The following is an 11,139-nucleotide window of genomic DNA, read 5'->3' as shown; positions in this document are numbered from 1 at the left end:
CGCGAACACGGCGTCATTTCTCCTCCGCGAAGCCCCCGAAGAACAGCGCGACGAGCAGGTCGGTGAACTCGTCCGTCGTGTAGTCGTCGCGTCCCGGCCAGTGCATGCTCGCCCACAGTGTGTCCCGCACGGTGCGGTAGAAGACCTCGGCGGGAATGTCGGAGCGGAAGCTGCCGTCGGCGACACCGGCGGCGAGGGCGGTGAGCCAGTAGTCGCGCACCGTGCGTGACGGCGCGTCGACGACGTCGAGCAGGCCGTTGTCGCGCAGGTATTGCCGGTTCTGCTGGTAGATCGCCGTCGGATGGGGATGTTCCTCGATCACGGCGAGCGTTTGCCGAATCAGGCCGCGCACCGTCTCGCGCGCGCTCGTCGATGTCTCCACCACGCGCCGGAAGCGCTGGTCGATGTCGGCCATGAAGCCGCTGAGGATCTCGGCGACGATCGCATTCTTCGATCTGAAGAAGTGGTACAGGCTGCCGGAGAACACTCCGGCGCGTTCGCCGATGTCACGGACCGTCGTGGGGGCGATCCCCTTGGTTGCGAAGAGTTCGGCCGCGAGCCGCATGATCTCGTCGCGTCGGTCCGACGTCATGGTCAATTTCCCTTCCGTTTCGCCGGTTCGGCTCGAGTTTTCTGCCGTCCGTTCCAACTGAGTGGGAACGGGCCGTCCCGGCGGGGCATCCGCGCCTACCGTACTGCACCAAGCGCTTGCTCAAGAAAGGTGGTGCGGACGTGCCGACGCTGGAACAGGAGTTGGAACGGGAGTTCGAGCAGTACGTCGGGCGGGTGGCCGAGCCCGCCCGGGTGGCCCGGTACGCCGTGGACGAGGCGATGATCCGGAACTGGGTCGAGGCCCACGACGACTACAACCCCGTCTATGTCGACCGGGACGCGGCCCGCGCGACCGGACGACCGGACGTGGTGTGCCCGCCCGCGATGATCTCGACGTGGGTGATGGCCGGCTACCGGCGCTGGCGCGAGGTGCAGCGGCTGCGCGCCGAAGGACGGACCGAGGACTTCGCCTACTCCGAGCTGATGACTCTGCTGGACCGGCACGGCTTCACCTCCGTGGTCGCCACCAACGTCGAGCAGGACTACCACCGCGAACTCGTCCCGGGCGACCACGTCACCGCGCACTTCACCATCGAGTCGATCTCCCCGGTCAAACGCACCGGCCTCGGCCGCGGCTGCTTCGTCACCCTGCACAAGCGCTACGAGAACCAGCACGGCGACCTGCTCGTCGAGGAGCGATTCCGGTTGCTCCGCTTCGACCCGAACACCACCGAGGAGGCGTGATGACGGCCGTTCCCAGGTTGACGATCACCCAGGACAACGAGTTCTGGTTCGCAGCCGCCCGCGAGGGCAGGCTCGAGATCCAGCGCTGCAGCGACTGCGGCGCACTCCGGCATCCGCCGGGACCGGCGTGTCCGAAGTGCCGCTCCTTCAAGTGGGACACCGTCGAGTCGTCGCGCCGCGGCACCCTGCACAGCTGGACCGTGATCCACCACCCGAAGGACCCGTCCTTCGACTATCCCCTCGCGGTCGGGCTGATCGACCTCGAGGAGGGCATCCGGATCGTCGCCGACATCGCCGGGGTCGAGCACGACCGGCTGCGGATCGGCATGGAGCTCGAGGTCGGCTTCGCCGAGCACGCGCACGGCGAAATCCTGCCGCAGCTGCGCCTTCCGGGCGGAGGTGCCGCATGAGCCTGCCGACCGTGTCCGTCGGCACCGAACTGCCGGCACTGGACCTACCGCTCGACCGCAGCGCCATCGTCGCCACCGCGATCGCCTCCCAGGATTTCGAGGATGTGCACCACGATCCGGGTGCAGCCGAAAAGCGCGGCACGCCCGACATCTTCATGAGCATCAACTCGACGAACGGATTCGTCGACCGCTACATCACCGACTGGGCCGGGCCGGCCGCCCGCATCCGCCGCGTCGCACTGCGGCTGGGCGTCCCCAACTTTCCCGGCGACACCATGCGCCTGACCGGGACGGTGACCCGCGTCGACGCCGGCGCCGTCACCGTCGAGGTGCTCGGCCGCAACGCCCGAGGAACACATGTGACCGCCGAGGTCACCGTCGCACCGTACGAAGGACAGACACGATGAGCGGCAAGGCAATTCCCGGCGGGGGTTTCGCCCGCAAGGCGGCGATCGCGGGTATCGGCGCCACCGAGTTCTCCAAGAACTCCGGGCGCAGCGAATGGCAGCTGGCCTGCGAGAGCGTGCTCGCCGCGCTCGAGGACGCGCAGATCGGCGTCGAGGAGGTGGACGGCTTCGCGCTGTTCACGATGGAGACCAACCCCGAGATCGCGGTCGCCCGGGCACTCGGCATCCCCGAACTGACGTTCTTCAGCCGCATCCCGCACGGCGGCGGCGGCGCGTGCGCACCCGTGCAGCAGGCGGCGCTCGCCGTGGCCAGTGGGGTCGCCGACGTCGTGGTCGTCTACCGGGCCTTCAACGAACGCTCCGGCACCCGGTTCGGCGCCGGCCCGCCGCCGTTCGCCTACACGGCCAACACCGACCAGGAATACCGCAACTGGATCAACCCCTACGGGTTGCTCACCCCCGCCCAGCAGGAGGCGTTCCTCGCCCGGCGCTACATGCACAAGTACGGGGCGACCAGCGCCGACTTCGGCCGCATCTCCGTGCTCTCGCGCAAGCACGCCGCCGTCAACCCCAGGGCCTGGTTCTACGAGCGGCCCATCACCCTCGACGACCACCAGAACTCCCGGATGATCGCCGACCCGCTGCGGCTCCTCGACTGCTGCCAGGAGAGCGACGGCGGCCAGGCCCTGGTGATCGTCAGCACAGAGCGGGCCCGCGACCTGCCGCACCCGCCGGCCGTCGTCTCCGCCGCCGCGCAAGGCGTCGGACCCCAGCAGATCTCCATGAGCAGCTACTACCGCGAGGACATCGACGAGATGCCCGAGGTCGAGCTGGTGGCACGGCAGCTGTGGGATCAGGCCGGCATCGATCCGGACGACATCGACGCCGCGATCCTCTACGACGCGTTCACCCCGATGGTGCTGCTGCAACTCGAGGAGTACGGGTTCTGCGGCCGCGGCGAGGCCAAGGACTTCATCGCGGACGGCAACCTCGAACTCGACGGCCGCCTGCCCGTCAACACCCACGGCGGACAACTCGGCGAGGGATACATCCACGGCGTCAACGGAATCGCCGAGGGCGTGCGCCTGATCCGCGGTACGTCGGTGAACCAGCCCGGCAAGGACGTGTCGAACGTTCTGGTCACGGGCGGCTCCCCGGTGCCGCACAGCGCACTCGTGCTCTCCGCCGACAACTGACCGACCACCCATCCAGAGAAAGTCCGAACATGACCGAACGCATCACCTATGCCCGCGCCACCCACGGCGAGGACGAAATCCGAGCGGTGGTCGACGTCCTGCGCAGCGGCCATCAGGGGCTGCGCATCGGCAAGAACGTCTTCGAGCTCGAACGCCGCATCCCCGAGTTGTCCGGGAAGCAGTACGGCGTGATGTGCAACTCCGGATCGTCCGGCCTGTACCTCGCGGTCGAGCTGCTCGACCTGCCGAAGGGCAGCGAGGTCATCACCTCGCCGCTGACCTTCTCCACCGACGTCGCGCCCCTCGTGCGCGCCGGCCTGGTACCGGTCTTCGTCGACGTCGAACCGGACACGTTCAACGTCGACGTCACCAAGATCGAGGCGATGGTCACCGACCGCACCAGCGCCGTGCTCGTCCCGAACCTCGCCGGCAACTGCCCCGACTGGGACGCGATCCGGACCGTCGCCGACCGGCACGGCCTGAAGGTGATCGAGGACACCTGCGACACCCTCGGTGCCCGGCTGCACGGCACGCCCACCGGCGCGCGTGCCGACCTGAGCGTCACCAGCTTCTCCATGGCCCACATCATCACGTGTGCCGGCACCGGCGGCATGGTCATGATGGACGACGAGCAGACCCGTGATCGTGCACTCCTGCTGCGCCGCTGGGGACGTCGCTCCGAGCCGAACCTGTTCGGCAACGGGGGTGGACGCGTCTTCCGGGAGGATCTGGACGGGGTCGACTACGACAACGACTTCATCTTCGATCTGCTGCCGTGGAACTTCGAACCGTCCGAACTCGGCGCCGCCTACGGCGTCGTGCAGCTGAACAAGCTCGCGCAGAACTACGAGCGGCGCCGCAAGACCTTCGCGGAGTTCACCGCCGCATACGGCGCCTACCCCGAGTTCTTCCGCACGCCGGTCGAAACCGACGGCCTCGACACCGCCTGGCTGTGCTATCCCGTCACGGTCTCCGCCGACGCCCCGTTCTCCCGCAGTGACCTGCAGGAGTTCGTCGAAGCGCAGGGCATCGACACCCGAACCGTGTGGAGCGGCAACATCACCCGCCATCCCATGATGGCGGGCGTCGAGCACCGCGTGCCCGACGAGGGGCTGCCCGAGGCCGATGCGGTGTTCGAACGCGGCATGACGCTGGGCATGAGTCACGGGCTCTCCGACGAGGAGGTCACCCGCGTGACCGGCGCGATCCACGCCTTCGCCGCGAAGTGGCGGTGACCGTCGTGCCGTCCCGTTTCACCGGCCGGATCACCGCCGGCCCCGGCCTGGTCGACGAATCAGGGCTCGAGATCCACGGCCTCGACAACCGACAGTGGACCCGACCGGAGGTACCCGCATGAAACCCGTGATCGTCGACGCCGCACGCACCCCCTTCGGCAAGCGCGACGGCTGGATCTCCGGCCTGCACGCCGCCGAGTTGCTCGGACTCGCGCAACGCGGCGTGCTCGACCGGCTCGGCCTCGACGCCGCCCTCGTCGAGCAGGCCGTCGGCGGGTGTGTCACCCCGATCGGGGAGCAGTTCGGCAACATCACCCGCACCGCGTGGATGCACGCCGGCCTGCCCTCCCACACCGGGACCACCACCATCGACGCCCAGTGCGGCACCGCGCTGCAGGCGGTGCATCTCGTCGCCGGGCAGATCGCGCTCGGCACCCTCGAGGTCGGCCTGGCGTGCGGCGTCGAGCTGATGTCGCGGGTCCCGCTCACCTACAAGGTCGGCACCGGCGCCGGCACCCCGCGACCGGCGTCGTGGTCGGTGGACACCCCCGACCAGTACACCGCGGCCGACCGCATCGCCCGGCACCGCGGCTTCGCCCGCGAGGACCTCGACGCGTTCGGCCTGAGGTCGCAGCAACGGGCGCGCGACGCCTGGGACGCCGGGTGGTTCGACCGGCAGATCATCCCCGTCGCCGTCCCCGGCGACGACGGCAGCAGCACCGTCACCCGGGACCAGGGACTGCGCGAGACCAGCACGGAGGCGCTCGCGCGGCTGCGTCCCACGATCGAGGGCGGCCTGCACACCGCCGGCACCTCGTCGCAGGTGTCCGACGGGGCGAGCGCCGCGGTCCTGATGTCCGAGGACAGGGCACGAGAACTCGGCGCGGCGCCGCGGGCCCGGCTGCTCGCGCAGTGCGTCATCGGCGGCGACACCGAGTTCATGCTCGACGGCCCGGTGGCTGCGGCGCAGATGCTGCTCGACCGCACCGGGATGACGGTCGCCGACGTGGACCTGTTCGAGGTCAACGAAGCCTTCGCCGCGGTGCCGATGTCGTTCGCCGAGGTGCTCGAGGTCGACCCGGACGTGCTCAACGTCGGCGGCGGTGCCATCGCCCTCGGCCACCCGGCCGGCGCGACGGGAATCCGGTTGCTGGCCACCGCGATCGACGAGCTCGAACGCCGGGACCGGCAGGTCGCGATGATCGCCATCTGCGCGTCCGCCGCCACGACGTGCATGATTCTGGAACGGATGTAGGCCATGACGATCGCACTCGACGCCGACCACCGCGACCTCGCCGACTCCGTCGCGGGCCTCGCCCGTCGTCACGCCCCGATCGAACGCACCCGCGCCGCATTCGCCGACCTGGCGGCGGGCAAGCGGCCGGAGATCTGGGATGCGTGCGTCACGCAGGGCCTGCACGCCCTGCACCTGCCCGAGGAGCACGGCGGCGGTGGGGCGGGACTGCCGGAACTCGCGGTCGTGGCGGAGCAGTTCGGCCGCGCCCTCGTTCCCGGCCCGTGGGTGCCGACCGTACTGGCCGGGGCGTTGGTCGCCACCCTCCCGCCCGAGGGCCTCGTCGCGGACCTGCTGCGGCGGTTCGCCGAGGGCGCGACCGGCGCCGCCGTCACCACCCCCGGCCTCGTCGCGACCGCGTCGGGGCGGGGATGGACGGTCACCGGTGTCTCCGAGCCGGTGCTCGGGTTGCCGGGCGCCGACGAGGTGATCGTGCGCGCCACCGCCCACGGCGCGCCCGTGTGGTTCCGGTTGCCGTCCGCGGCCGGGGAGGTCGAGGTCGCCGACGGCGTGGACCTCACCCGGTCGGTGGGACGACTGCGGCTGTCCGCAGCGGCGATCACACCCGAGGACCTGCTCCCGGCGATCGCCGACGACGACGTGCAGCTGATCGGCAACACGGTGCTCGGCGCCGAGGCCGCCGGAATCGCGGCGTGGGCACTGGACACCGCCGTCGACCACGTCCGCAACCGTCACCAGTTCGGCCGCCCCGTGGGCAGTTTCCAGGCCGTGCAGCACAAGGCCGCGATGATGCTGGTGCGCAGCGAGATCGCCCGCGCGGCGGCGTGGGACGCCGCCCGCTCGGTGCGCCAGGACCGGGAGCAGCAGCGTCTCGCGGCAGCGCAGGCGGGGCTGACGGCGGTGCCGGCGGCCGTCGACGTGGCGCTCGAATGCGTCACGTTGCTCGGCGGTATCGGCTTCACCTGGGAACACGACGCGCACCTGTACTGGCGACGGGCACTGTCGATCGCCTCCGTCGCCGGCCCGGAGGACGTCTGGGCACGCCGGCTCGGTGAGCTCGCGCTGTCGGGCGAGCGCGACTTCTCCTTCGTCGAAGCCGATGCGCTACCGGAGCTGCGTGCGCAGGTCGGCGCCGTCCTCGACGAGGTACGGGCACTGCCGGACGACGCGGTGCGCAGCGACGGCTGGGCGCCGGCACGCGGCGGGGCACGTCGCGCCCGCCTCGCCGAGGTCGGACTCGTCGCGCCGCACTATCCCCGGCCCTACGGCCTCGCGGCCGGACCGCACGAACAGGCCGTGATCGCGGACGAATTCGCGTGCCGCGGCCTCGAACTACCAACCACCGTCATCGGCGAGTGGGCCCTGCCCACCCTGCTGCGGCACGGCACCGAGGACCAGCAGCGGCGTTTCGTCACTCCCACCCTGCGCGGCGAGATCGTCTGGTGCCAGCTGTTCAGCGAGCCGGGCGCCGGCTCGGACCTCGCCGGGCTGTCCACCCGCGCCCGCAAGGTGGACGGCGGCTGGGTCCTCACCGGACAGAAGGTGTGGAATTCGATGGCCCACGAGGCGGACTGGGGAATCTGCCTGGCGCGCACCGATCCCGAGGCGCCCAAGCACGAGGGCATCTCGTACTTCCTCGTCGACATGCGCAGCGAGGGGCTCGACGTGCGGCCACTGCGACAGGCGACCGGGCGGGCGGAGTTCAACGAGGTGTTCTTCGACGACGTCTTCGTCCCCGACGACTGCCTGGTCTCGGAACCGGGGCAGGGCTGGCGCCTCGCGGTGACCACCCTCGCCAACGAACGGCTCAGCATGGGCGCACAGCTCGCGCACGGTGCGGCCGCGCGGGTGCGCGACGTCGTCGAGTCGGGGCGCTACGCCGCCGCCCGCGACGACGCACTGCGCGTCCTCGGCCGCAACACCGGCCGTGAGATGGCCCTGTCGGCGATGAACCTGCGCAGCGTGCTGCGCCGGTTGTCCGGTCTCGACGCCGGGGCGGAGATCAGCGTGCAGAAGGTCTTCAGCGCCCTCGCCCAACGCGACGGCTCGCGCGGACTGGTCTCGCTGCTCGGTCCGCTCGGCGCCGCCGACGACGACGGCCACATGCTCGACCACCTCGGTCTGCCCGCGGTGCTCTTCGGCGGCGGCACCATCGAGATCCAGCTGAACGTGATCGCCCGTCGCGTGCTGGGACTGCCGCGCTGACACCGACCACACCACATCCACCTGGAGGGGCTATGCACCCGGAACTGTCCGACGATTCCCGTCGGCTCCGCACCGAACTACGCAACTACTTCGCCGAGATCATCGACGACGACGACCGGCGCGCCCTCGTCGACCAGACCGAGGGCGGACCCGTGTTCGACCGCATCCTGCGACGGATGGGCCGCGACGGGTGGCTCGGTCTCGGCTGGCCCACCGAATACGGCGGCCGGGGAGAGGATCCCGAGGCCCTGTACGTGTTCTACGACGAGGTGATCCGCGCCGGCGCACCGCTGTCGCTGGTCACCCTCAACACCGTCGCGCCGGCGCTGATGAAGCACGGGACCCAGGCGCAGAAGGACTTCTTCCTGCCGCCGATCCTGGCCGGTGAACTGATCTTCGCCATCGGCTACACCGAACCGAACGCGGGCACCGACCTCGCCTCGCTGCAGACCCGCGCCCGCATCGAGGGCGACGAACTGGTCATCAACGGCAACAAGATCTTCACCAGCGCCGGCGTCTACGCGGACTGGATCTGGCTGGCCGTCCGCACCGATCCGGACGCGCCGCGGCACCAGGGCATCTCGGTGGTGCTGGTACCGACGTCGGCGCCCGGGTTCTCGGTGACCGAGATCCACACCGTCGGTGGCATCAGCACCTCCGCCACCTACTACGACGACGTCCGCGTGCCGCTGACCAACGTCGTGGGCGAGCTGAACCAGGGCTGGGGCCTGATCACCAACCAGCTCAACCACGAGCGGGTCGCGCTCGCGGCCCGCGGCGGCATCGCGAACGAGCTGTACGACGCCGTGCTCGCCTGGGCACAGTCCGAGCCCCTGGGCGCCGGGACCGTCTACGACCTGCCCTGGGTACGTACCAATCTGGCGGAGACGTACGCACTGCTCAGTGCCGCCGACCTCGTCAACCTCCGGCTCGTCGCGGACGTCGCCGCGAACACCCTCGGCGGCGGTGACTCCGCGGCCGCCAAGATCTTCGGCACCGAGGCGGTCGTCACCGCCTACGGCAAGATGCAGGAGATCCTCGGTGTCCGTGGCCTGCTGCGGCCCGGCAGCCCCGGAGCCGTCGTCGAGGGACGCGTCGAAACCTTGGCGCGCAGAGCCCAGAACAACACGTTCGGCGGCGGCACCAACGAGGTGATGCGCGAGATCGTCGCCGCCAAGTGCCTCGGCATGACGCTCGCCGCCCGTCGCCGCACCGACGCCCCCACCAGCACGAGGAGCTGACATGGATTTCGAACTCGACGAGGACCTGACGAGTGTGCAGGATCTGGCGTCCCAGCTCTTCCGGCAGCTCGCGCCGGTGGAGCGGGTCGTCGAGGTGGAGCAGAACGAGGGCGGTTTCGACGCGACGCTGTGGGGTGCCCTCGCCGACGCGGGCCTGCTCGGCATCGCGGTGCCGGAGGAGTCCGGGGGCGCCGGGATGGGTCTGCTCGGCCTGATCACCGTGCTCGAGCAGCAGGGCCGGCACGTGGCGCCGGTACCGCTGTGGTCGGTGACGGCGGCCGCCTCGGCGATCGTCCGGTTCGGCACGGCCGAGCAGGTCGAACGCCTGGTCCCCGGCATCGTCGACGGCTCCCGGCCGATCGTCGCGGCATTCGACGCCCCCTACGGTGAACTCACGTCGCTGTCGGCGGTGAGCAAGGGCGACGACCTGGTCGTCAGCGGAACCGTCGCCGGTGTGCCCGCCGCAGCCGTGGCCGCCGCGGCGACCGTTCCGGTCCGGTGCGACGACGGTTCGCTCGCCGTCGTGGTGATACCGACCGGGGCGGACGGCGTCACGGTGGAACCGGTCGCCGCGACCGACCGGGGCAGCTTCGCCAATGTCCGGTTCGACGACGTCGTCGTGCCCGCAGTCGATCGTCTGCCGGGCGACGGCGCGGAGACGGTCGCCTGGGTGCGCCGCCGGATCCAGCTCGCGCTCGCCGCGGTGCAGCTGGGCGTGTGCGAACAGGCGCTGCAGACGACGGCCGAATACACCTCGCAGCGAATTCAATTCGGCCGGCCACTGTCGACCAACCAGGCGGTGGCGGTGCGCGCGGCCGATGCCTACCTCGACACCGAGGCGATCCGGCTCACCACCCGGCGGGCGGCGTGGCTGCTCGACGCCGGACGGGAGCAGGAGGCCGAATCCGCGGTTCTCGTCGCCAAATGGTGGGCGTCACGAGGCGGTCTGCGGGTGGTCCACGCGACGCAGCACCTGCACGGCGGTATCGGTGCGGACGTGGACTACCCGATCCACCGCTACTTCCTGTGGGGACGGCAGTTGTGCTTCACCCTCGGCGGCGCGGACGCCACGGCGGCCGCGCTGGGCGACGTCCTCGGGTCTGCGCCCCGGATCGGGGCACCCGCGTGACGACCGCCGGGCGCCCGACGCTCGTCACCGGCGCCGGGCGCGGCATCGGCCGGGCGCTCGCGCGCCGGGGCGCCGGAGGAGGCTCCCGATGACCCGTACCGTCGACGTGCCCGCGGACCTGCGGGAGGCGACCGCGGAGCTCGTCGCCGCGACCCGCGCGCTGATGCTGGCCGCGGCGACCACGACGGCGGACGCCGACACCGTCCGCGCCGCCCGCGCAACGATCGCCGAACTGGCCGAGACCCTCGGCAGCCGGCCGCGTCCGCGGGTGCTGCGTCCCCCGTTCGACGGACCGTCGCGGTCCCGGGACACGGGCGGGCGCGAGCCGTGGGCGCTGTTCACCCACAACCCGATGGGCATTCCGCTCGAGATCCACTTCGGCGCGGACGAGGCGCGGGCCCGGCTGGTCGCGAACGCCCTGCACGAGGGCCCACCCGACAGCGTGCACGGCGGGTTCAGCGCCCACCTGCTGGACTGCATGCTCGGCACCCTCATGCAGGCCCGGGGCAGCCGTTCGCTGACGGCGTCGCTCGACCTGCGCTACCTGCGGCGCACGCCGCTCGACGAGCCGCTGGATCTGTACTCGCGGATCGTCGAGACCGAGGGCCGGAAGACCGTCGCCGAGGGCTGGATCGAGTGCCGCGGTGAGCGCACGGTCGAGGCGCGGGGAGTGTTCGTCCGCGTCGAGACGTGAGCAGTGCCCGCCGGCGGAACAGCCTGCGGAAAGAGTGAATTCGCGGCGCGCCGGACGACCTCCGGCGCGCC

11 protein-coding genes are annotated in these 11,139 nt (G+C 71.0%); 10 read left to right on the top strand and 1 reads right to left on the bottom strand.

Annotation, left to right across the window (positions count from 1 at the left end; genetic code table 11):
• Positions 1 to 13: 13 nt before the first annotated feature.
• The gene (locus LZP97_RS18955) at positions 14 to 592 is read right to left on the bottom strand and encodes a TetR/AcrR family transcriptional regulator (RefSeq protein ID WP_010594076.1); all 579 of its coding nucleotides are present in this window, start codon (positions 590 to 592) and stop codon (positions 14 to 16) included.
• A 140-nt stretch (positions 593 to 732) separates the two neighbouring features.
• Between LZP97_RS18955 and LZP97_RS18950 the strand changes: the two genes are divergently transcribed.
• The 10 genes from LZP97_RS18950 to LZP97_RS18905 all read left to right on the top strand — a co-directional run bounded on the left by LZP97_RS18950 (position 733) and on the right by LZP97_RS18905 (position 11,068).
• The gene (locus LZP97_RS18950; RefSeq protein ID WP_010594075.1) at positions 733 to 1,296 is read left to right on the top strand and encodes an FAS1-like dehydratase domain-containing protein; all 564 of its coding nucleotides are present in this window, start codon (positions 733 to 735) and stop codon (positions 1,294 to 1,296) included.
• Entirely contained in the window at positions 1,296 to 1,706 is a 411-nt protein-coding gene (locus LZP97_RS18945; protein ID WP_017680089.1) for a Zn-ribbon domain-containing OB-fold protein, read from the top strand. Before LZP97_RS18950 ends, LZP97_RS18945 begins: the two co-directional genes overlap by 1 nt.
• Complete coding sequence (locus LZP97_RS18940) at positions 1,703 to 2,113, top strand: MaoC/PaaZ C-terminal domain-containing protein (RefSeq protein WP_040269882.1); 411 nt, start codon at positions 1,703 to 1,705, stop codon at positions 2,111 to 2,113. Before LZP97_RS18945 ends, LZP97_RS18940 begins: the two co-directional genes overlap by 4 nt.
• Positions 2,110 to 3,309: a lipid-transfer protein gene (locus LZP97_RS18935; RefSeq protein ID WP_010594072.1), complete on the top strand. Its 1,200-nt coding sequence runs from the start codon at positions 2,110 to 2,112 to the stop codon at positions 3,307 to 3,309. Before LZP97_RS18940 ends, LZP97_RS18935 begins: the two co-directional genes overlap by 4 nt.
• 29 nt (positions 3,310 to 3,338) lie before the next feature.
• Positions 3,339 to 4,544, top strand: coding sequence for a DegT/DnrJ/EryC1/StrS family aminotransferase (locus LZP97_RS18930; protein ID WP_017680086.1), 1,206 nt, complete (start codon positions 3,339 to 3,341; stop codon positions 4,542 to 4,544).
• Positions 4,545 to 4,662: 118 nt separating this feature from the next.
• Positions 4,663 to 5,799 (top strand): steroid 3-ketoacyl-CoA thiolase, encoded by a 1,137-nt coding sequence (locus LZP97_RS18925; protein ID WP_040269877.1) that lies wholly within the window; start codon positions 4,663 to 4,665, stop codon positions 5,797 to 5,799.
• A 3-nt stretch (positions 5,800 to 5,802) separates the two neighbouring features.
• Positions 5,803 to 8,004 carry an acyl-CoA dehydrogenase gene (locus LZP97_RS18920; protein ID WP_048771402.1) on the top strand — a complete coding sequence of 734 codons (2,202 nt, stop codon included), beginning with the start codon at positions 5,803 to 5,805 and terminating at the stop codon, positions 8,002 to 8,004.
• A 32-nt stretch (positions 8,005 to 8,036) separates the two neighbouring features.
• The gene (locus tag LZP97_RS18915; RefSeq protein ID WP_003938756.1) at positions 8,037 to 9,245 is read left to right on the top strand and encodes an acyl-CoA dehydrogenase family protein; all 1,209 of its coding nucleotides are present in this window, start codon (positions 8,037 to 8,039) and stop codon (positions 9,243 to 9,245) included.
• A 1-nt stretch (position 9,246) separates the two neighbouring features.
• Positions 9,247 to 10,374, top strand: coding sequence for an acyl-CoA dehydrogenase family protein (locus LZP97_RS18910; protein ID WP_010594067.1), 1,128 nt, complete (start codon positions 9,247 to 9,249; stop codon positions 10,372 to 10,374).
• A gap of 88 nt (positions 10,375 to 10,462) precedes the next feature.
• Positions 10,463 to 11,068: a PaaI family thioesterase gene (locus LZP97_RS18905; RefSeq protein WP_040269870.1), complete on the top strand. Its 606-nt coding sequence runs from the start codon at positions 10,463 to 10,465 to the stop codon at positions 11,066 to 11,068.
• Positions 11,069 to 11,139: the final 71 nt, after the last annotated feature.

The organism is Rhodococcus sp. DMF-1 (assembly GCF_021441945.1).
In the GTDB taxonomy this organism is placed as follows: domain Bacteria; phylum Actinomycetota; class Actinomycetes; order Mycobacteriales; family Mycobacteriaceae; genus Rhodococcus; species Rhodococcus ruber.
The sequence above is the reverse complement of the archived record's forward strand: the minus strand, read 5'-3'. Positions and strand labels throughout refer to the sequence as shown.

Coding starts and splice junctions, on each gene's coding strand:
- LZP97_RS18925 (WP_040269877.1), top strand. CDS start 4,663: ATGAAACCCGTGATCGTCGACGCCGCACGCACCCCCTTCGGCAAGCGC.
- LZP97_RS18940 (WP_040269882.1), top strand. CDS start 1,703: ATGAGCCTGCCGACCGTGTCCGTCGGCACCGAACTGCCGGCACTGGAC.
- LZP97_RS18905 (WP_040269870.1), top strand. CDS start 10,463: ATGACCCGTACCGTCGACGTGCCCGCGGACCTGCGGGAGGCGACCGCG.
- LZP97_RS18920 (WP_048771402.1), top strand. CDS start 5,803: ATGACGATCGCACTCGACGCCGACCACCGCGACCTCGCCGACTCCGTC.
- LZP97_RS18910 (WP_010594067.1), top strand. CDS start 9,247: ATGGATTTCGAACTCGACGAGGACCTGACGAGTGTGCAGGATCTGGCG.
- LZP97_RS18945 (WP_017680089.1), top strand. CDS start 1,296: ATGACGGCCGTTCCCAGGTTGACGATCACCCAGGACAACGAGTTCTGG.
- LZP97_RS18915 (WP_003938756.1), top strand. CDS start 8,037: ATGCACCCGGAACTGTCCGACGATTCCCGTCGGCTCCGCACCGAACTA.
- LZP97_RS18935 (WP_010594072.1), top strand. CDS start 2,110: ATGAGCGGCAAGGCAATTCCCGGCGGGGGTTTCGCCCGCAAGGCGGCG.
- LZP97_RS18930 (WP_017680086.1), top strand. CDS start 3,339: ATGACCGAACGCATCACCTATGCCCGCGCCACCCACGGCGAGGACGAA.
- LZP97_RS18955 (WP_010594076.1), bottom strand. CDS start 592: ATGACGTCGGACCGACGCGACGAGATCATGCGGCTCGCGGCCGAACTC.